The organism is Paraliobacillus sediminis (assembly GCF_003426055.1).
Map to the genome: position 1 here is coordinate 1,091,157 of NZ_QJSI01000001.1, position 22,956 is coordinate 1,114,112.

Annotated in this window: 17 protein-coding genes; 16 read left to right on the forward strand and 1 reads right to left on the reverse strand. The window is 36.0% G+C overall.

The features are described from left to right. The first annotated feature begins 351 nt into the window (after positions 1–351). A complete protein-coding gene (locus D2K60_RS04685) occupies positions 352–1,239 on the forward strand; it encodes a diacylglycerol/lipid kinase family protein (protein ID WP_240335241.1) in 888 nt (295 codons plus the stop codon). A 68-nt stretch (positions 1,240–1,307) separates the two neighbouring features. Here the strand turns inward: D2K60_RS04685 and D2K60_RS04690 are convergent, their stop codons facing one another. After that, positions 1,308–4,538: a DEAD/DEAH box helicase gene (locus D2K60_RS04690; RefSeq protein WP_117168814.1), complete on the reverse strand. Its 3,231-nt coding sequence runs from the start codon at positions 4,536–4,538 to the stop codon at positions 1,308–1,310. Between the two features lie 310 nt (positions 4,539–4,848). On the opposite strand from D2K60_RS04690, the gene D2K60_RS04695 reads away from it, so the two are divergent. The 15 genes from D2K60_RS04695 (at position 4,849) to D2K60_RS04765 (ending at position 22,860) form a co-directional block, all read left to right on the forward strand. Further along, positions 4,849–6,435 (forward strand): peptide chain release factor 3, encoded by a 1,587-nt coding sequence (locus tag D2K60_RS04695; RefSeq protein WP_117168815.1) that lies wholly within the window; start codon positions 4,849–4,851, stop codon positions 6,433–6,435. A 164-nt stretch (positions 6,436–6,599) separates the two neighbouring features. After that, a complete protein-coding gene (gene uvrB / locus D2K60_RS04700; RefSeq protein WP_117168816.1) occupies positions 6,600–8,582 on the forward strand; it encodes an excinuclease ABC subunit UvrB in 1,983 nt (660 codons plus the stop codon). 6 nt (positions 8,583–8,588) lie between these two features. Then, positions 8,589–11,465, forward strand: a complete 2,877-nt coding sequence (uvrA, locus tag D2K60_RS04705) for an excinuclease ABC subunit UvrA (protein ID WP_117168817.1) — start codon at positions 8,589–8,591, stop codon at positions 11,463–11,465. Between the two features lie 260 nt (positions 11,466–11,725). Then, on the forward strand, positions 11,726–12,079 hold the full coding sequence (locus D2K60_RS04710) for a YojF family protein (protein ID WP_117168818.1): 354 nt from the start codon (positions 11,726–11,728) through the stop codon (positions 12,077–12,079). Positions 12,080–12,121: 42 nt separating this feature from the next. Then, positions 12,122–12,784, forward strand: coding sequence for a bacillithiol biosynthesis deacetylase BshB2 (gene bshB2, locus D2K60_RS04715; RefSeq protein WP_117168819.1), 663 nt, complete (start codon positions 12,122–12,124; stop codon positions 12,782–12,784). 169 nt (positions 12,785–12,953) lie between these two features. Then, positions 12,954–13,151 (forward strand): PspC domain-containing protein, encoded by a 198-nt coding sequence (locus tag D2K60_RS04720; RefSeq protein ID WP_117168820.1) that lies wholly within the window; start codon positions 12,954–12,956, stop codon positions 13,149–13,151. A 1-nt stretch (position 13,152) separates the two neighbouring features. Further along, a complete protein-coding gene (locus tag D2K60_RS04725) occupies positions 13,153–13,515 on the forward strand; it encodes a phage holin family protein (RefSeq protein ID WP_117168821.1) in 363 nt (120 codons plus the stop codon). A 626-nt stretch (positions 13,516–14,141) separates the two neighbouring features. After that, positions 14,142–15,881 carry an aminodeoxychorismate synthase component I gene (gene pabB, locus D2K60_RS04730; RefSeq protein WP_117168822.1) on the forward strand — a complete coding sequence of 580 codons (1,740 nt, stop codon included), beginning with the start codon at positions 14,142–14,144 and terminating at the stop codon, positions 15,879–15,881. Positions 15,882–15,988: 107 nt separating this feature from the next. Beyond that, the gene (gene hprK, locus D2K60_RS04735; protein ID WP_117168823.1) at positions 15,989–16,942 is read left to right on the forward strand and encodes an HPr(Ser) kinase/phosphatase; all 954 of its coding nucleotides are present in this window, start codon (positions 15,989–15,991) and stop codon (positions 16,940–16,942) included. Between the two features lie 20 nt (positions 16,943–16,962). Further along, positions 16,963–17,796, forward strand: a complete 834-nt coding sequence (gene lgt, locus D2K60_RS04740) for a prolipoprotein diacylglyceryl transferase (protein WP_117168824.1) — start codon at positions 16,963–16,965, stop codon at positions 17,794–17,796. A gap of 11 nt (positions 17,797–17,807) precedes the next feature. Beyond that, positions 17,808–18,770, forward strand: a complete 963-nt coding sequence (locus D2K60_RS04745) for a nucleoside recognition domain-containing protein (RefSeq protein WP_117168825.1) — start codon at positions 17,808–17,810, stop codon at positions 18,768–18,770. Beyond that, positions 18,745–19,383: a pyrophosphatase PpaX gene (ppaX, locus tag D2K60_RS04750; protein WP_117168826.1), complete on the forward strand. Its 639-nt coding sequence runs from the start codon at positions 18,745–18,747 to the stop codon at positions 19,381–19,383. The genes D2K60_RS04745 and ppaX overlap by 26 nt, the downstream gene beginning before the upstream one ends. Positions 19,384–19,386: 3 nt before the next feature. After that, entirely contained in the window at positions 19,387–19,920 is a 534-nt protein-coding gene (locus tag D2K60_RS04755) for an acyltransferase (RefSeq protein WP_117168827.1), read from the forward strand. 97 nt (positions 19,921–20,017) lie between these two features. After that, entirely contained in the window at positions 20,018–21,679 is a 1,662-nt protein-coding gene (locus D2K60_RS04760; RefSeq protein ID WP_117168828.1) for a glycerol-3-phosphate dehydrogenase/oxidase, read from the forward strand. 167 nt (positions 21,680–21,846) lie between these two features. Continuing rightward, positions 21,847–22,860, forward strand: coding sequence for a tetratricopeptide repeat protein (locus D2K60_RS04765; protein ID WP_117168829.1), 1,014 nt, complete (start codon positions 21,847–21,849; stop codon positions 22,858–22,860). The last annotated feature ends 96 nt before the right edge of the window (positions 22,861–22,956 follow it).

A 22,956-nucleotide genomic window follows, 5' to 3' on the forward strand; every position in this document is an offset into this window, starting at 1 on the left:
CGTGTCTTTCTAATGACTGAGGTAAAAGTAAATAAGAGAATAAGATAGCCGAACTACAATAGATATTAATTAAATTATTAAGAGGTGATACAAAACGGAATTAACCTACTTTAAATTATAAATAATCATTTCTTATAACACATCAAGCTCCATTCATTATAACTAATACTATGAAATATTAGAGTGCTTAGTTTTTAAGTGTGTGACTTATTTCCTGGGGAATAAAGTATGTGTTCAAAATAAATACAAAATTGAATACTCGCCAAATGATAAAGGTTCTCCTAATAGCGTTTTGAATAGGGACACAAGGGGTATAACTACAATATCCTTATGAGAAGGAAGGTTAACAAATTGAGAAAAGTTGCAGTCATATTTAATCCCAATGCAGGAAAAGGAAAACTACTACAATTAAAAGTTAAAATTATAAACACATTAGAAATAGCCTTTCAGGAAGTAACATTCTATGAGACAAAGCAACCAGGAGACGGTGCAGCGTTTGTTGAACAAGTTTCAAGGCAGGTTGATTTAATTATTGCAGCTGGTGGCGATGGCACAGTGAATGAAGTGATTAATGCAATTGCTCCATTGGAAGTAAGGCCTGCTTTTGCAATTATTCCTGGAGGTACAAGCAATGATTTTTCTAGAGAAATTGGCATGTTACAAAATCCGTTAAAAGCAGCTGAACAAATTGCTAACAAGGAAACAAAAATGATTGATATTGGCCAAACTGACCAAAATTATTTTTTAAACTTTTGGGGAATTGGAATTATTACCCAAGTATCTGAGACAGTTGATTCAAACTCAAAACAAAATATCGGGCGGTTAGCTTATTATTTAAGCACCTTACAAACGATTGGTGAAGAAAAGCCATTTCATTTAAAAATAGAATCTGAAGAAGGAGTATGGGAAGATGAAGCGGTAATGCTTATTGTAGGTAACGGTACGTATACTGGAGGGATTCGAGCGTTCTTCCCTGAAGGTAGTATCCATGATGGCTTGTTAGATGTATTAGTTATAAAGGAAGCCTCCTTACCAACTTTTTGGTCTATCCTTCAATCAAGAGTTGATAACAAGGGGCAAATGAATGAGGGGATCAAAACCTTCCAAACAAAAAGTATAACTGTTGAAACAAATCCACCACAAAACATTGATTGTGATGGGGAAAGACAGAATCAAACGCCATCCACTATTACTGTATTACCAAACCATATAAAAATGGTAGTTGGAAACATGGAATAATTAAAAGAAAACACGCCAAAAGCAGATTGAATCCAGCTTTTGGCGTGTTGTATAGTGGGATCTACTTATTAGCGATCTATTGTCAATAATTCACGTAATTCATTTTCTGATAACGTAGATAGCATTGTTTCACCTGGTTTAATAATTTGATCAACAAGCTCTCTTTTTTTATGTTGTAATTGAAAGATCTTTTCTTCGATTGTTCCTTCCGTTATTAGGCGAATAACTTGGACAACATTTTTCTGTCCAATTCGGTGTGCGCGGCCTGCTGCTTGTTCTTCAACAGCAGGATTCCACCATAAATCAAAAAGGATAACAGTGTCTGCCCCAGTTAAATTGAGTCCTGTTCCCCCAGCTTTTAAGGAGATAAGGAAGACTGAGTTTTCACCATCATTAAAAGCATCAGCCATTTCTAATCTTTGTGGTGGTGGAGTAGAACCATCTAAATAAAATATATCATGGCCATCTTCTTTTAGTTCTTTGTCTATTATTTTTAACATACTTGAAAATTGTGAAAAGATTAATAGTCGTTTACCACTTTGTCTTAATTCGTTAACTAATTCTTTCAGATGTTCTAATTTACCTGATTTACCGGTATAGTTTTCTAAGAACAAGGACGGATGACAGCAAATTTGTCGTAAACGTGTAAGCCCAGCTAATATTTCTAATTTACCCTTTTCAAAACCCTTTTGTTCAATTGTTTGCGTTATTTTCTCCTGCATTTTTTCTACATACGCAAGGTATACTTGTTTTTGATTTTTAGTAAGTTCTGAATATTGCTCTGTTTCAATTTTATCTGGTAATTCTTCTAATACATCCCGTTTTAGTCGACGCAAAATAAATGGCCTTGTTATCATTGCAATATAAGCAGGGTCTTGTTGTAAGAAGTGTTTTTTTGTACCGAAAAATCCAGGTGATATCGTGTGAAATATCGACCATAATTCATCTAAGGTATTTTCAATAGGTGTACCACTTAACGCAAAACGATGTCTTGCTTGCAGTGAACGGACAGCTTTTGCTGTTAAAGTAAGATGGTTCTTAATTGCTTGTGCTTCATCAAGAATTAACGCATCAAATGGTAGTGATGCATATATATCCTGATCTTTTCGCATCAACGGATAAGAAGTAATCAGCACATCCACGTCCGTCATCTGTTCAACAATTGCTCTGCGTTGCTGTTTTGTACCAACAATTACTTCTGCCCGTAAAGAAGGCGCAAACTTGGAAATTTCCTTCCGCCAGTTATAGACAAGAGAAGCTGGTGCAATGACTAATGCTTGGTAATTACCATCTATTTTTTCTGCCTTTTCACTTAACAAGTAACTGATCGTTTGCACAGTTTTCCCTAATCCCATGTCATCGGCTAAGATACCACCTAAGTTATAATAGGAAAGTGTTTTAAACCACTGATAGCCAACAAGTTGGTAATCGCGTAAAGCAGCATCAAGCGTATTCGGTAAGCTAAATTGTAGCTCTTCTGGATGTTTTAAAGCTGTTAACATGTTTTCGAATGTTTCTTGATAATGTGCGACTTCAGCAGGAAATGTTTCCTCAACTTGCAAACTGCGAGCCGCAGAAATTTGGACTTGTCCATCTTGTAGATCAGATTTACTTAATTGAAGTTGATCAATAAATTGATGAAATGATTCAAATGATTCATTCTCTAAAGCAATTAATGGTCCATCTGGAATCCGATAATAGCGTTTCTTTTCTACTAATGCTTGCAAAAGTTCTTGTACTTCGGTATTTGATATCCCGTTAATATCAAAGGAAACGTCTAGCATCCCCGTTATTTTGTTTACCTGAATATTTGCTTGTAATTCGGCTTCTTCTACACGAATTAATTTCTTTACAGCATCTGAAATATAAACAATTGCATGGTTATGAACCTCAGGTAAGGACTCATGTAAAAAACGATAGATATTTTCATTGTTAAAAATTTGAAAACGACCATTTAAATAATAGAAACCAGCTTGCTCGAGAAGTTGTAAAATAAACCGTTCGGCCTTTATTTCACGCTTTATTACTAAGTTAGAAGCGTGATGTGAGTCGTAAGGTGCAAGTTCATGATCTCCATACTGAAAAACAATATTTGCAGTGAGTGTATCTTGTAATTCATCTAGATATATTTTTGTTTTAAGCGATGTTATTGCAAGTATTTCGTTTGTTTTTGAAGAATAAATAGGTTGTCCTATTCGTTCTAGTTTCGGCATAACATTTGAGACAAATGCTTCCATCTTATCACGAGCTATTAAATGGACATGCTTGGTACGATAAGGTAATAAAGCAAATAGCTGATCAATAATCAAGCGTTGCTTAGCGTTCGTCCGATAAAATCTAGTAGCTTCATATAAATAGCCATACCCATCAAAATAATCAAAACGGAGTAAAGCCGCCAGATTAATTGAAAAACTGTCTTCATTTTCAAGATCTACCGGAAATGTAAGGGCTGGCAACTTGTCTTCTAATAAAAAGTTCTCGAAAATTTGGCCTGTTAAATCTTTCATCATATGGTCTCTTGTACTAATCCCATCTAATAAAGGGTTAGCTAAATTAGGTGGAATTCTAATAGCACGTTTATTCGTCATACCATAATCATTATCATATAGAATTTCATTTTGATAGGCTTGTATAAGTTGATTGATAATTTCTTTATCTTCTGCTGCAAACTGATGTAGTAAAGGATCATATGTGAACGTATTTGTAACAGGATAAGCTTGCTGATTTTTTATATGAATAAGAAAGGTGCGGATTTCTTTAATTATATATGTTTTATTTGTCCCAACTTGCAACTCTACTTCTAAAAATAGTTTCGCATTCTGAGTGTTTTTGCGTTGTATTATCGTATAATCAATTCGAAGTTCTTTTGCATCTAAAGCGTGTACTCTATTTTCACTACTAAATGCTTCTAACATTCGTAATGTGAAAGGATCGCTTTTTGCTTGCGGTTGAACTGGCAATATTGGGTTTTGATTTGTCGAATTCGTTACGACTAGTTGACTAGGATCACTGTTATTATTATTGCTTATTGCGAGTAATACTGCTGCAATGTGCTTGCAAGTGAAATGTGTTGCATAAGCTGGACAATCACAGTTGCCTTCTAACTCATCATCGTCAAAAAAGAAAATACGAACGTTGTAGTTTGTTGCACCACGAACTTGCGCACTCCATGTGTTGATCGTTTGATTATATGTTAAACCAATGACTCTTCCTTTTTTGAAATAGTCAAAGCCCCTTTTATAAAATCGTTGTCCAGTTATTTTAATAATGTCTTGTGTTTCTAAAAAAAAAGTGCGCATATATATTTCCCTACCTTGTCTTGTATTGGCAAAAGTGTATCTTTTCATTATAACAAAAAACAGCCAGTAAAAACGGTTAGAATAAAAAAAATTATTTGTATTTTAGTTGTTAAAGGATTAAAATAGGCTGTCATACAACGTGAAAACAGTTGACTTTAGCCTGAAAAACGTGCTATTTTTACTAACGTGAATAGGCATATAAAAAAGCAATTATACATTTAGGTGAAGGAGCATTATATTGATGTAGAAATCCCTTAGTAGGCCATGTTTTATAAATGAATCAAATTAAAGATAGGAAGGGATTTATAAAATGACAATGCAAGAAGAAGTTAATAAACGAAAAACATTTGCGATAATATCACACCCTGATGCGGGAAAAACAACATTAACAGAAAAATTGTTATTATTCGGTAACTTAATTCGCGAAGCAGGTACAGTAAAGGCAAAAAAATCAGGTAAATTTGCGACATCTGACTGGATGGAAATTGAAAAGCAGCGTGGAATTTCTGTAACATCGAGTGTGATGAACTTTCCATATAAAGATTACAAAGTAAATATATTAGACACACCGGGTCACGAAGATTTTAGTGAAGATACGTATCGTACTCTAACAGCGGTAGATAGTGTTGTCATGATCATTGATGCAACAAAAGGAATTGAAGCACAAACAATTAAATTGTTTAAAGTTTGTAAAATGCGTGGAATTCCGATCTTTACCTTCATTAATAAGATGGATCGTGAAGGTCGCGAACCACTAGCACTTTTGGAACAAATCGAAGAGGTTTTAGATATAGAAACGTATCCAATGAATTGGCCTGTCGGAATGGGTAAACGCTTCTTAGGAATATTTGATCGTCAAAATAAACAGTTTGTAAAATATAATGGTAATGAAGCAGAAACGACTATTCCATACACAGATCTAGATAAACCTGAAAACAAAGCACTTGTGGAAAATCCAACGTATCAAGATACATTAGATGAACTAGAATTAATTGATGAAGCTGGAGATGACTATTCTTTGGAGGCTGTCTTGAGCGGTGATCAAACACCAGTTTTCTTCGGTAGTGCACTTGCGCCTTTTGGTGTACAAAGCTTTTTTGACACATTCATCGATATGGCACCAAACCCAGTCCCTAGAAAGACAACAGAGGGTTTAATAAGTCCTGATCACCCTGATTTCTCAGGTTTTGTATTTAAGATTCAAGCAAACATGAATCCAGCACATCGTGATCGTGTCGCATTCCTCCGGGTTTGTTCAGGTAAATTCGAACGTGGAATGAGCGTACGATTAGAGCGAACAGGGAAACAGATTAAGCTATCTCAAACACAGCAGTTTGTAGCTTCGGTTCGTGATACAGTAGAAGTTGCTTATGCGGGAGATATTATCGGTATTTATGATCCGAATGCTTATCGTATTGGTGATACATTAACAGAAGGTAAAAATTCTTTTGTTTATGATGAATTACCACAATTCCCACCTGAGCTATTTAAGCAAGTAACTGCAAAAAATGTGATGAAATCAAAGCAATTCAGAAAAGGTTTAGAACAACTCGTACAAGAAGGTGCAATTCAATTATTCACACGTTATCCGATGGAAAGCTACATTATTGGAGCAGTTGGCGAATTACAGTATCAAGTATTTGAACATCGCATGAAACACGAGTATAATGTTGAAGTAACGTTAGAATCTATCGGTGAACGCGTACCCCGTTGGTTAAACAAGGAACAAGTAGATACGACGTTATTTGATGATCGAAATCTGTTAGTTAAAGACCGTGAAGGTACATTTTTAGTCTTGTTTAAGAATGACTTTGCTCTTCGCTGGTTTAAAGATAAACACAAAGATGTCGAATTAATTGATTTATTTGAAGTGAACCAATATGATCAATCATATTAAAAATTAATAGAAACAAGAAAGCTTGGGGTAAACTGTACCTCAAGCTTTTTGTTACATATATTTTTAAATACAAAAAATAAACGAATATTTGTTCGTGTTTTGGTTTGAAAAGTAGTATAATGTGGTAGTATAGATAAAGTAAAGAGATGAACGGAGGGTGCGTAGTGGTAGATAAATTTGAGTTAGTGTCGAAATATAAGCCCGAGGGTGATCAGCCGTCTGCAATTAAGGAATTAGTTTCCGGAATTAATGCTGGTAAGCGTGAACAGACGCTACTTGGAGCAACAGGAACAGGTAAGACATTTACGATGTCAAACGTTATTACTGAAGTAAACAAACCAACTTTAGTCATTGCTCATAATAAAACACTGGCTGGCCAATTGTATAGTGAATTCAAAGAATTTTTCCCTAATAATGCTGTGGAATACTTTGTTAGCTATTATAATTATTATCAGCCTGAAGCCTATGTGCCTTCTACGGACACATTTATAGAGAAAGATTCAAGTGTTAATGATGAAATTGATAAATTACGACACTCCGCAACATCTTCCTTATTTGAAAGGAAGGATGTTTTAATCGTAGCTAGTGTATCGTGTATATATGGTTTAGGTAATCCAGAAGAATATCAAAATCAAGTATTATCAATTCGAGTCGGGATGGAGAAAGACCGAGATGCATTACTTCGTCAGCTAGTTGATATTCAGTATGCGCGTAATGATATAGATTTCCAACGTGGAACTTTTAGAGTACGAGGAGACTCGGTTGAAATTATTCCAGCTTCTAGAGAAGAACACTGCATTCGAGTTGAATTTTTTGGCGATGAAGTTGATCGTATCCGTGAAGTTAACGCGTTAACTGGTGAAATTGTTGGTGATCGAGAACATATCGCTATTTTTCCAGCTTCCCACTTCGTTACCGGTGAAGAAAAGTTAAAAAAAGCTATGAAAAATATTGAAAAAGAATTGGAAGAACAGCTTACGTTTTTCCGTGAAAATAATAAATTATTAGAAGCGCAACGCATTGAACAACGGACACGTTATGATTTGGAAATGATGGAGGAAATGGGATTTTGCTCAGGGATTGAAAACTACTCGCGTCAATTAACATTGAGAGAAGCGGGATCGACTCCATACACCTTAATTGATTACTTTCCAGATGACTTTATGATCGTTGTTGATGAGTCCCACGTTACGTTACCACAGGTGCGTGGAATGTTTAATGGTGACCAAGCAAGGAAACAAGTATTAGTTGATCATGGATTTCGGTTACCATCAGCAATGGATAACCGTCCGTTAACATTTAAGGAGTTTGAAGAGAAGGCGAAACAATTGGTCTATGTTTCAGCAACTCCAGGTCCATACGAATTAGAGCACACTCCTACCATGACTGAACAAGTTATTCGTCCAACAGGTTTACTTGATCCTCCAGTGGAAGTCCGTCCAATTGATGGTCAAATAGATGATCTGATTGGAGAAATAAATAAACGGGTAGAGTTAGACGAACGCGTATTAATTACAACGTTAACTAAAAAAATGTCTGAGGATTTAACTGATTATCTAAAAGAGATAGGAATGAAGGTTGCATATTTACATTCTGAAATTAAAACATTAGAACGAATAGAAGTCATTCGTGACCTACGAATTGGTAAATTTGATGTCATTGTCGGAATTAACTTATTGCGTGAAGGAATTGATATTCCTGAAGTTTCTTTAGTTGCTATACTTGATGCGGATAAAGAAGGATTCTTACGGTCTGATCGAGCGCTAATTCAAACAATGGGACGAGCAGCGCGTAATGAGAATGGACGCGTCATTATGTACGCGGATCGGATGACCGATTCAATGACTCGAGCAATTGAAGAAACAGAACGACGTCGTGAAAAACAACAAGCGTATAACGAAAAACATGGCATCACACCTACGACAATTAAAAAAGAAGTTCGCGACGTTATTCGCGCAACTATGGCTGCTGAAGATCCAGCCAAGTATGAAGGCGATGCACCAAGCTATAGTAAGATGACGAAGAAAGAAATTGAGAAACTGATTGAAAATATGGAAAAAGAAATGAAACAAGCTGCGCGTGACTTGAACTTTGAAAAAGCTGCTGAGTTGCGTGATATCGTTATACAGCTGAAAGCGGAGGGGTGACAATCAATGGCTAAAAAATCAATTATAATCAAAGGTGCACGAGCACATAACTTAAAAAATGTGGATATTGAAATTCCAAAAGAAAAATTAGTTGTACTTACAGGATTATCAGGTTCAGGAAAATCATCGTTAGCTTTTGATACGATATATGCTGAGGGACAGCGACGCTATGTTGAGTCTTTATCGTCCTATGCGCGTCAATTTTTAGGGCAAATGGAAAAACCGGATGTTGATGCTATTGAAGGGCTGTCTCCAGCCATTTCAATTGATCAAAAAACAACGAGTAGAAATCCACGTTCCACTGTGGGAACAGTAACAGAAATTTATGATTACATGCGTTTGCTATATGCTCGAATTGGTCATCCAGTATGTCCAAAGCATGGCGTAGAGATTTCATCACAAACTGTCCAACAAATGGTTGATCGAATACTAGATTATCCAGAAAGAACGAAGCTGCAAATTCTTGCCCCAGTTATATCTGGTCGTAAAGGTGAGCATGTCAAAGTTCTAGAAAAGTTAAAACAAGAAGGTTATATACGTCTTCGTATTGATGGAGAAATGCGAGAAGTTAGTGAAGATATTGTGCTTGAAAAGACTAAAAAACACTCGATTGAAGTTATTGTTGATCGAATCGTTGTCAAAGATAGTATATCGGCTCGTCTGACAGATTCGTTGGAAACAGCCTTACGTCTAGGCGAAGGTAAAGTGAAAGTAGATGTAATGGGTGAAGAAGAACTGTTATTTAGTGAACAGCATGCTTGTCCAATTTGTGGTTTTTCTATTGGTGAACTTGAGCCGCGCTTGTTCTCTTTTAATAGTCCTTACGGTGCTTGTGAACGTTGTGATGGTTTAGGAACAAAGTTGGAAGTTGATGTAGATTTAGTAATACCTGATACCGAATTAACATTAAATCAGGGTGCTATTGCAGCCTGGGAGCCAACGAGTTCACAATACTATCCACAGCTCCTTAAAAGTGTTTGCGAGCATTATGGTATTGATATGGATACGCCAATCAGTCAATTACCTCCTGATCAGTTAGATAAAATTCTAAAAGGAAGCGGAAAAGAAAAAATTCACTTTTATTATGAAAATGATTATGGCATGACGCGTGAAAATGATATCTTCTTTGAAGGAGTTCTAGCAAATCTGGCACGCCGCCATCGTGAAACATCTTCAGATTTTATTCGAGAGCAAATGGATAAATATATGGCACAAAACAACTGTCCGAAGTGTAAAGGTTATCGTCTTAAAACGGAAGCAACTGCCGTATTAATAAATGGAAAGCATATTGGTAAAGTAACGGAGTTAGCAGTTACGGAAGCGAATGATTTTGTTACTAATTTAACTTTATCTGAAAAAGATGCACAAATAGCTGAAATGATTGTCAAAGAAATTCAAGATCGACTAACTTTTTTAACTAACGTTGGGTTGGATTATTTAACATTATCACGAACTGCTGGTACGTTGTCAGGCGGAGAAGCGCAACGCATTCGATTGGCAACACAGATTGGTTCAGCTTTAACAGGTGTTTTATATGTATTAGACGAGCCATCTATCGGCTTGCATCAACGTGACAATGATCGATTAATTGAGACACTTAAGCAAATGCGCGATTTAGGTAACACATTAATTGTTGTGGAACATGATGAAGACACAATGTTAGCTGCTGATTGGTTAATTGATATCGGCCCTGGAGCTGGTGAACATGGTGGTACAGTTGTCGCAAGCGGCACACCAAAACAAGTGATGAAACAGAAACAATCACTTACTGGCCAATATTTGTCTGGCAAAAAGTTTATTCCATTGCCAGCGAATCGCCGTAAAGCGGATGACAGATATGTAGAGATTATTGGTGCGGAAGAAAATAATCTTAAAAAAGTTAATGCGAAGATTCCAATTGGTGTCATGACGACTGTAACTGGTGTGTCGGGTTCTGGTAAAAGTACGCTTATCAATGACATTCTGCATAAGAGTTTAGCAATGACATTAAATCGTGCGAAGCAGAAACCAGGAAAACATAAATCAATTAAAGGCAGCGAATATTTAGAAAAGGTAATTGATATTAATCAAGCACCAATTGGTAGAACGCCACGTTCTAATCCTGCTACCTATACGGGTGTATTTGATAATGTTCGAGATGTCTTCGCATCAACGAATGAGGCAAAAATTCGTGGCTATAAAAAAGGTAGATTTAGTTTTAATGTTAAAGGCGGGCGTTGTGAAGCCTGTCGTGGTGATGGTATCATAAAAATTGAAATGCATTTCTTGCCTGATGTGTACGTATCTTGTGAAGTTTGTCATGGTAAACGGTATAATCGCGAAACCCTTGAAGTGAAATACAAAGGTAAAAATATTTCTGAGATTTTAGATATGACAATAGAAGAAGCGGTAGGATTTTTTGAGAATCTGCCGAAAATCAGAAGGAAATTACAAACCGTTTATGATGTAGGTTTAGGTTATATTCGGCTTGGACAACCTGCTACGACGCTTTCTGGTGGAGAAGCACAGCGTGTGAAATTAGCTAGTGAATTACATCGACGTTCAGATGGCAAAACACTTTATATCTTAGATGAGCCAACTACTGGTCTACATGCTGATGATATATCTCGTTTGTTAGGCGTATTACAGCGCTTGGTCGAGAATGGCGATACTGTTTTGATTATAGAACACAATCTTGATGTAATTAAAACAGCTGATCATATTATTGACCTTGGTCCAGAAGGTGGAGATCGTGGTGGTCAAATCATCGCAACCGGAACACCAGAGGAAATTTCAGAAATTAGTGAATCGTATACAGGATACTATTTAAAACCAGTTCTTGAAAGAGATCGTTTACGAATGGAAACAAATATACAAGAAAAAGAAAAACTAGCACAATCTTAACATAAAGCTTGGACGAAATTTTTGCGTCCAAGCTTTTTTAATTTTGGATGATCTCGAATCGGACGAACGCGCACTGAATCGGACGATAAACTGAATAATCGGGAGAAAGCGCACCGAATCGGGCGAAAATCCGAATAATCGAGCGATCAGTACACAAAATCAGATAGCGGAAAATATCAATTAGAAGTCAGTTTTTTGACGTTTTTATCTTTTTTGGTTAGAGTATAACTAGTTAGAAGAGTTGGAAGGAGTGTTTCGTAATGGAATTAATTGTTCAAGAAATAGTGCAAGATGAATTAGAAAAATTCTTAAATGAAGATGTTTATATACATATCGAGACGACCAATGGTGCTTATGCTAGTCATCATAATGAGAAGGCTTATAATGTTGGTGTATTTATGCGAAATGCGAAAGTGCGTTACAACCAAGCGAAAATAGTAGGAAACCCCACGAGTTATCGTGTTGGATTAAAAACAGAAAATGGTTGGATCTATGCAGAGGGTGTTCGTGAGTATGAAATTGATGATGAAGGACATCTACTTATTGCTGGACATGATCAAGAAGGAAGACTATTAGTTACATTAGAAATAAGTAAAACCCCGTTTGTAAATTAACAAAAATGAAAAGTTCAAGCTTATAAAGGAGCTGAAAATAGAATGGAAAAACACGTTGTTGTTATTTTCCCACATCCAGATGATGAAGCATTTGGTGCTGCTGGAACAATTGCACGTTTTCGTGAAGAAGGTGTACCTGTTACCTATTTATGTGGAACGTTAGGAGAAATGGGAAGAAACATGGGTAATCCTGCCTTTGCCACACGCGAAACGCTACCGAAAATAAGAAAAGAAGAATTAATTGCCGCTTGTGATGTATTGGATATTGAATTAAAAATGCTCGGCTATCGTGATAAAACGCTAGAATTTGAATCAAGAGAAGAAGTTGCAAAAGATTTATTAGCACGTTTAGAAAAAATAGAGCCTAGTCTTGTGATTACCCATTACCCAGACCATGCCGTGCATCCCGATCATAATGCTTTCGGTGCTGCAGCGATTGAAGCTGTTCGTTCAATGGACGCTGAAAAGAGACCAAAAGTTTGGGCACAAGCTATTACAAATACAAGAGTGGAAGACATAGGTGAAGCCGATGTTTCGATAGACATTACCCCATTTTTCGAGAAGAAATTAGCAACAATCATGGCTCATACTTCACAAGCATCCGGCGTGTTAGGTAGTATAAACCAAGTAGCTTCTGATATGGAAGAGATTGTGAAAAAGAACCTATCTGTAGAACAATTCTATACATGGCAATTCAGTAAGTAAATAGGAGTAGTACGCAATTCAAGTGCGTACTACCTCTTTATTTATATACGTTTAAAAAAGTAGTAATAGAGGAATATAACTTATGTGCAAATTAATTTCTTAAATGAACAAAAGGATAATTTACCTTAAGAAGTCATACAATAATTATGGATAAAAGGAGGATGAAACAATGGATAAGAAGTTATTCCGTTCGAGTAGCAATAAAATGGTGTCAGGTGTTTTAGGTGGTATAGCAGAATATTTTAATTTTGACGCGACCATTTTACGGTTGATTTTTGTTATCGCCGTACCATTCACAGCTGTTTTCCCGTTGTTATTTATTTATATTGCAGCGTCGATTATTATGCCTATTGAGGGTGAAATATAAAATGACACGTTGGGTTGTTTCACTATTATTAAATGCTGTAGCCTTAATTGTTGTTGCACAATTATTTGATTCTTTTCATCTTGAAGGATTCGGTACAGCATTACTAGCAAGTCTTATTTTATCGGTTTTAAATGTAATTGTGAAACCAATTCTAGTACTGCTGACATTGCCTATTACGATTGTTTCACTTGGCTTTTTCTTATTTGTAATCAATGCAATTACATTAATGCTAACGCAAGCTTTCATTGGTGATACATTTGTTATTAATGGTTTTGGTATAGCGATTTTAGCGGCTATTATTTTGGCTATCATAAATCTCATTTTAAACCGATTAATTAAAGATACCTTATTTTTAAATAGGTAAAACGTAGAGGATTAAACCTTTACGTTTTTTTCATTTAGTTCTTTTCGCAAACATTGTTTCTTTTCAATATTCGGAGTTGATAGAAACTGCGACGTAACAGAAGACCCTTACCCGCTACGGAAGCAAATGGTCTCCCTTTCCGCAGGCACGGCTTCAGCTAACTCGGATAAGCAAAGATCACTTTCCGAGTGGATCTTCAGCCCGTGCTGTTCCTGCTGGAGAGTCGACCATTTGCTTCCTTCGCTAGAAAGAACTTAAGGTTCGAAAAGGCCTGTTATCGTTAATAAAGCAAATTCATCAATAAACATATTACTGACCAGCGATGAAAATCCACTACGACTCCTGCAGGAACAGAGCGATCTGAAGATCCACTTGGAAGTGTCTTTCTTCCAAGTTAGCTGAAGACGTCCCTGCGGAAAGCGTAGTGGATTTTCAGAGCGAAGTAATCTGTTGAGTTACGTCGTTGTTGATGATAACTCAGACGTAAGATTATTACACCTTCTTTATGGTAATCAAGTCATAAACAACAACCTTTCAAAAAACAGTCTTTCCTTTTGCCTATATTTAAAAATTGTTTTAAGCTATAATTACATTAATTTTAGAAAGTTAAATGAGGTGAAAGAAGAATGAATCCAGACCTTATTTTTGAGTTTATGGATCATACTGGGAATATGCAGAGGACTGCATTCTGTGACCCAATTAAAATATATCAAACAAATTCCTTAACAGAAGTCACTTCTATTTTTAACAAGGTTGAAAACGCAATTGATGCGGGCTATTATGTGGCCGGTTATGTTTCATATGAAGCAGCACCGGCATTTGAAGCACGTTTCAATGTTAAATCGAATAGTAATCTTCCACTTGTATGGTTTGGTGTATACGAAGCGCCTTCAGCTACAGAAGCAACACCACTATTACAAGACTACACTGTTTCCGATTGGACATTTACATCAAGTGAAGAAAACTACCAAGACGGTATTAGAGATATTAAGCAAGCTATTGCACGTGGAGATACATATCAAGTCAATTATACAAGTCGTCTACAGGCTACTTTTACTGGTGATGACTTTGCCTTTTACAAACAATTGGTTGAAAATCAACAAGCGCCTTACAGTGCCTATCTAAATATTGGTGATTATCAGATTTTATCTGCCTCACCGGAGTTATTCTTTCGAGTGAATAATAATACGATCACAACAAAACCGATGAAGGGGACGTCAAAACGTGGACGTTACGGGAAAGAAGATCAGCAATTAATAGAACAATTGACGTCATCTGAAAAAGAACGCGCAGAAAATTTGATGATTGTTGATTTATTACGAAATGATATAGGTAAAATCGCAAAAAAAGGTACCGTACATGTACCGAATCTTTTAGATGTCGAGTCCTATCCAACTGTTAATCAGATGACCTCGACAGTAACAGCAGAGCTTGAAGAAGATACACATTTATTAGACTGGTTTACGGCATTATTTCCATGTGGATCGATTACTGGTGCACCAAAAATAAAAACGATGTCTTACATTGCAGAACTTGAAGACACACCCAGAGAGGTTTATTGTGGTGCAATCGGTTTTGTTACACCTGAGAAGGAAGCAACATTTAACGTACCAATTCGTACCGTTATTATTGATAAAAAAAGTCAGATGGCTACATATGGTGTGGGCGGAGGGATTACTTGGGATTCTACCGTTGAAAATGAGTATCAAGAAATGAAAACAAAAGCGAAAATGTTAACAGAGCAGCGGCCTGATTTTCAATTACTCGAATCGATCTTACTTGATAATGCCAGTTATCCATTACTAAGCTATCACATGGCACGCTTGCTTGAGTCTGCAAGATATTTCAATTTTGAGATCAATATAGAAAAAATTAAGCAAACATTAAATCAAGTAAAAGCAAACCATCCATCTAAAAAATATAAAGTTCGACTCCTTGTATCTAAGACAGGGGAGATTTTTACAGAGGTTCAAGAAGTAAAAGAGATAATAGGGAATGTGACATGTACATTAGCAAAATCACCAATTGATGAAGAGGATCCATTTCTTTTTCATAAAACGACAAATCGAACGCAATATAAGAACCATCAAGTAGATGAACCAACTGTTTTTTCTACTTTATTGTGGAACAAACAACACGAATTAACAGAATTTATTATTGGCAATGTAGTAGTAGAAAAAGCTGGTATGTATTATACGCCACCAGTAGATTGTGGTTTATTAGCTGGCACATACCGCGCGCACTTACTAGACACAGGTATTATCCAAGAACAGGTGATTAAATATGCCGATTTAGGAAGTGCTGATCGTATTTGGTTTATCAATAGTGTCAGGGGTTGGCTCCCGGTTACATTAAATTTAAAATAGTATTGTGATCTAATCGATTAATTTGGTGAATGTATTTATAAAAAATGCTACAATAAGTGTACACTATAAATCCACAGCGATGGTGATGGTAAGATGGAGGGCTTAATATGACAAAAGTTCACACGCAAGATTTATTAGATCAATTTAAATTAGAATTACTAGCTGGAAAAGAAGGCTTACAGCGTGAGATAATTATGAGTGATATATCTCGTCCAGGAATTGAAATGACAGGTTACTTCAGATATTATCCGAAAAAAAGATTACAATTACTAGGGAAAACAGAACTCTCTTATTATAAGGATCTAACTTCAGAGCAAAGAACAGATCGCGCTACAAAAATGTCTACAGATGAAACACCGGGAATTGTCGTATCAAGAGGTATGGAAGTTCCGGATGAATTAATTAATGCTTGTGAAAAAGCGAATGTGCCTTTATTACGTTCACCGTATAAAACAACTCGTGTTATAAGCAGATTAACGAACTTTTTAGAAGCAAAATTCGCTCCGTTTACAGCAATGCACGGTGTATTAGTTGACATTTATGGTGTCGGCGTTTTAATTATGGGACAAAGTGGTGTCGGTAAAAGTGAGACAGCTTTAGAATTAGTAAAACGAGGACATCGTCTTGTAGCAGATGATAGTGTCGAAATTAGACAAGAGGATTATGATCGTTTAATTGGCTCTTCTCCACCGCTAATTGAACACTTATTGGAAATTAGAGGGCTAGGTATTATAAATGTCATGACGTTATTTGGTGCAGGTTCTGTTCGCTCCTATAAAAAAATATCATATGTAATAAATTTAGAATCTTGGGATGATAAAAAAACGTATGATCGCCTAGGATTAGAAGAAGAAACAATGAAAATTATTGATGTAGACGTACCAAAAGCAATATTACCAGTCCGTCCAGGTCGAAATTTAGCAGTTATTATTGAAGTAGCAGCAATGAATTTTCGACTAAAACAAATGGGCGTTAATGCTGCAGAAGAATTCTCGACAAGATTAACAACGATGATTGGTAAAGAAAAGACAAATCTTGGTCCGGATTATGACTTAGATTAAGAAGAATAAGGGGGAAGTTTATTTTGCTATTTAATGTATCACCACCAATTGACCGTATCTTTTTAGAAGTGGGACCATTCACTATTTACTGGTATGCGGTTATTATTGTATCGGGCGTATTTTTAGGATTATGGATGGCATCAAGAGAATCCAATCGTTTGGGTTTACAAAAAGACATATTCACAGACTTAATTATTTTTGCACTACCAATTGCAATTATCTCGGCCAGAATTTATTATGTGATATTTGAATGGGACCAATATCAAGGAGGACCTTGGTGGAGCATTTTTGCAGTATGGGAAGGCGGAATTGCAATACATGGCGCATTGATAGGATCCGTTATCACAGCAATTATCTTCGCTCGTGTTAAAAAAGTATCCTTTTGGCAATTAGCAGATATCGCAGCGCCGGGCCTTCTTTTAGGACAAGCAATTGGTCGTTGGGGTAACTTTATTAATCAAGAAGCGCATGGCGGAGAAGTGTCACCTGCAGCGTATGATAACTTTATTCGATTCCTGCCAGATTTCATAGAAAACCAAATGTACATAGATGGTGTTTTATATCATCCAACTTTTCTTTATGAATCAGTATTAAGTTTCATTGGCGTTATTTTAATTCTCATATTCAGAAAATATAATCCTTTACGTGGCGAAGTTTTTCTTGGTTATATAATATGGTATTCTATTGGACGTTATTTCATAGAAGGAATGCGAACAGATAGTCTTTACATTATTGGTTCATTAAGAACAGCTCAAGTTATTTCAATTGTGCTCGTCCTTGTTGGTGTAGCTCTGATTGCTTATCGTCGGAAGTCAAAAACGGTTAATAGACGATATAGTGGTAAGAAAGTCTAGGAGGGTTCAAAGTGAAAGAAATCCTGATCCGGGGTGTGCAACAAGGTTTAGGCGTTACGTGGACACTAAGTAAGGTGATATTTCCAATTACTGTGCTCATTACGATCTTACAATTCACACCTGTTTTGCCATGGGTAGTAGAGATGTTAACACCAATGATGAGCTGGATCGGTCTCTCAGGTGAGGCGGCAGTTCCGTTAGTATTAGGTAATACGTTAAATCTTTACGCTGGAATTGCTGCAATTGTTTCCTTTGATTTTAGCGTTAGAGAAGTGTTTATAATGGCAGTTATGCTGTCTTTTTCTCATAACTTATTTATTGAGTCATCTGTTGCTACACGAGTCGGAATTAAATGGCCAATTGTTGTCGGTATTCGGATAACACTTGCGCTATTTTCTGCAATTATGATCAATACTTTTTGGAAAGGTGGACAGGAACTTGCACAATATGGATTTATTTCATCAGATCCTGCCTCCCCAGAAGGTTGGTTCGCTATAGGATTAGAAGGGTTCCAAACGGCAACTGTTAGTGTGTTGCAACTTGCACTTATTGTTATACCATTAATGGTTATACTACAAATATTCCGTGAAATAGGTTGGATGAAGAAAATTTCTGATCGTTTAGCGCCATTTACAAAACTAATGGGTATGAATAGTAATGCGTCGATGACATTAGTGGCCGGTTTATCAATCGGCTTGGCATATGGAACTGGAGTAATGGTTCAAGCTGTTAAAGAAGACGGTGTTTCGAAAAAAGATATGTATTTAGCTTTCATTTTCTTAGTATCGTGTCACGCTGTTGTTGAAGATACACTTGTTTTTATTCCACTTGGTATACCAGTTTGGCCGCTATTATTAATCAGACTTTTTACTGCACTAATTTTAACAGCATGTATCGGTTTCATTTGGAATCGAAAACAAGCAAGAAAAAGAAGGGAAGAATTAGCAGATGGACATTCGTACGATTCTGTTTGATTTAGATGGTACATTAATAGACACAAATGAATTAATTATTGCATCTTTTACACACACATTAAAAAAACATAGTGAAACGCCTTATACGAGAGAGCAGATATTATCATTTATTGGACCACCTTTATATGATAGTCTTGCACAGGTTGATCCAGATAATGTGGAAGCAATGGTTGCCACGTATAGAGAACACAATTTATCTAACCATGACAAATATGTAACTGCCTATCCTACTGTAGTTGATACGATTAAGACACTGAAGGAAAATGGCTATCAACTTGGGATTGTTACAACAAAAATGCGTGATACGGCATTGTTAGGCTTAAAGCTTACCGGAATGGAAGATGCGTTTGATATAGTTATCGGTTTAGATGATGTAACAAATGCTAAACCACATCCTGAACCAATTATTAAAGCACTAACACAATTACATGCAAATCCGATAAACGCAATTATGGTAGGAGATAATTATCATGACATAGAAGCTGGCCAAAATGCAGGAATAAAAACGGCAGGAGTAGCATGGTCTATTAAAGGTAAAGAAGTGCTAGCGAGTTATAAACCAGATTATATGTTGGAAGAGATGAGCGATTTATTAAAGATTCTTGAGGTGTAGATAATGCGAAACACGGAACGTTATCATGTTACAGGTGCAAACTCATTATGGCATGTCTATAAAACAGTTCCTTTTTGGAAAGTGATTAAAAACTTCATTGTAATTCAACTAGCGAGATATACACCGTTTTTATCATTAAAAAATTGGTTATATCGTACTTTTTTAAGAATGAAGGTTGGAGATCAAACAGCTTTTGCCTTGATGGTTATGTTAGATGTTATGTTTCCAGAACGCATATCTGTAGGAAAAAATACTGTTATAGGATATAATACAACTATTCTAGCACATGAATATTTGATTAAGGAATATCGACTAGGCAATGTATTAATAGGTGATGAAGTAATGATTGGTGCCAACAGCATCATATTGCCTGGTGTGACGATTGGTGATCGAGCAGTCATAGCTGCTGGAACGGTTGTACATAAGGATGTTGCGAGTGGGACATTTGTAGGTGGAAATCCGATGCGTATGATTTACTCCAAAGAAGAAATGAAAAAGAGAATAGGACAAGATGATTTTTTAAAGGATCATGCATAGAAGTAAAGTAATAATAAACTACGCGCGAAACAATTTTTGTTTCTCGCGTTTTCCTATATTTTCTAGATAAAAGAGAAAAGAAAAAGGGGATTAAGTAATGGGCTTTTCAAATATAAATCGTCAAGAAATGTGTGAAGCATTAGCGAGTGAATCATACGATGTATTTGTGATTGGTGGTGGCATCACTGGAGCAGGCATTGCATTAGATGCAACATCAAGAGGTATGAAAACGGCTGTAGTCGATATGCAAGACTTTGCAGAAGGAACATCAAGTCGATCAACAAAACTCATTCACGGTGGTCTCCGTTATTCGGAACATGGTGAAGTTAAAGTAGTCGCTGAAGTTGGGAAAGAAAGAACAATTGTCTACGAGAATGGTCCCCATATTACAAAACCTGAAACGATGCTATTACCACTATACCAAAAAGGTAATCTTACACCAATAAAGGCAAGATTAGCACTACAGTTATATGATTTCTTAGCAGGAGTAAAAAAACAAGAACGGCATCAAATGCTTTCTAAGAAAGAAACATTAGCAAAAGAACCACTGTTGCAAAGTGCACACCTAAGAGGTGCAGGATATTATGTTGAATATAAAACGGATGATGCTCGTTTAACAATTGAAGTGGTTAAAAAGGCAGTAGAGTTAGGCGCAAAAGCATTAAATTATATTAAAGTTTGTAGCGTGCTTTATGATGAAACTGGTAAGGCAAACGGAGTGGAATTAGAAGATCAAATTTTGGGAGAAACCTACCAAGTATTCGCGAAAAAAATCGTAAATGCAACTGGACCATGGGTTGACACAATTAGAGAATTGGATGATTCTAAGGAAGAAAAATCGTTGTATTTAACCAAAGGTGTTCATCTTGTCTTTGACCAAATAGATTTCCCATTACAACAAGCGATTTACTTTGATCATACAGATCGCAGAATGATCTTCGCTATACCACGTGATGGAAAAACATATGTCGGAACAACAGACACTGTATACGGGGGAGATATTGATAATCCGTCTGTAGATGAGACGGATCGTACGTATTTATTAAAAGCAATTAATCATATGTTTCCAACATTACAAGTAGACGAAACGAAGATAGAATCGGCTTGGGCTGGTTTACGACCTCTAATTGCAGAAGATGGCAAAGATCCTAGTTCGATATCGCGCAAAGATGAAATATTCGTTTCTTCATCTGGACTAATTTCCATTGCTGGAGGTAAATTAACCGCTTATCGTAAAATGGCTGAAGATATTGTCGATGATATTGTAAAGCAGTTTAAAAAAGAGATTGGTATTTTATATTCCAAATCTGACACAAAACGAATTCCGATTTCTGGTGGAGATATGAATGGTTCAAAAGGCTTTGAGGTTTTTAAACAAGAACAATTAAAACAGTTAGAAGATATCGAATTAGATGAAAAAACAAAGATAAAATACATCGATCGTTATGGTTCGAATGTAGTGAAAATTTGGGAGTACTATCGAACTTTAAACAAAGAAGCACAAAGTTATGCTATTGAGCCTCTCGTTTTCTCTGAACTCGTTTATAGTTTACAAGAAGAGTGTATATACAAACCACTAGATTTTTTTGTTCGACGTACTGGCGCGATGCTGTTTGATATCGCTACTGTTAAACGAAATGCACGAGGTGTGCTACATTATTTGCAAAATGAACTGTTCTGGGATGCGGAAGAGAGGACCTACTATCACCGTGAATTAATGCAAGGAATTAAAGAAATGACGAATCATACGAACAAATAGTAACCTTTTTTGATAAAAACTTGATACCTGTCAAGTTTTTTTTGTTGAAAATGCAAATTAAACAGCATTTCTTCGTTTATTGCAATAAGAAAATGTGATATACTTCACTCGGGTAAGAAAAATTTTCATAGAAACTTTATTGTTTTTATGTAAATTGGGGGAGACATATGACGATAACAGAAGATACAGATACACAATATAAATCAATAGATAATGTCATCCCATTTATTCCAGAAGGTGATTTTTATTTTTCAAAAGGTGTAGACGCCTTTTATAAACGAAAGTTTGACATTGCATTAAAATGGCTAAAAAAAGCGACAGAGGCAGATCCTGAGGAAGCATTATACCCTTGTCAGATATCTATTATATATACTGAAATCGGATCGTATCATACGGCCAATCAAATTCTAACAGATATTATTAAAGAACATGGAAAAGATTATCCGGATTGCTATTATCTAATTGCTAATAATTATGCGCATTTAGGCTTATTAAAAGATGCAAAAAAATATGCAGATTTATATTTAAAAAATGATCCTACTGGTGAGTTTAAAGAAGAAACGGAGCAACTATTAACTGTTTTGGACATTGGTGCTGACGACGAAGATGATTGGTTGGAAGAAGAAGATGAACTATTGGTTTATCAAGAAACAGCTTTTTATCACTTGGAAAAACAAGAATGGGAGCTAGCAATGCCACTATTACAAGAGATGATGGCATTATTTCCTGATCATCAAACAGCTAAACATGAATATTGTTATGCGCTCTTTTACTCAGGAGATCAGGATGAAGCAATCCGTATAGAGGAAAAGTGGTTAGAAAAAGATCCACAGTCCATTTTTGTACGAACTAACTTAATATTATTTTATTATGAACGACAGGAATTTGAAAAAGCAGAACTATTACAAGGAACAATTACGAATATTTATCCGATTCACGAAGAACAAAAACTGCGAATAGCCAGTACTCTTGCACAAACAAAGTATTATCAATCTGCCTATCAACGTTTTTTACGTTTAGCAAAATCAAAAGTAAAAGGACATATGAGGTATTATAAATACTTTAGTATTGCTGCTTATCAAGTTGGAGATAAAGTGCAAGCAGAGCGTATTTGGAAAGAGGGATGTAAGCAACATCCTCATTTGAAGACTGAACCACTTCCGTGGGAGTTAGACCAATAGAATAGAAGTCTTTCGTCTTTAATTCTTGCTGAGCAGAATAGTAGACGGCCATTAGAAAATATACGATAATGGGTATAGTAATCATTACGATTTGTA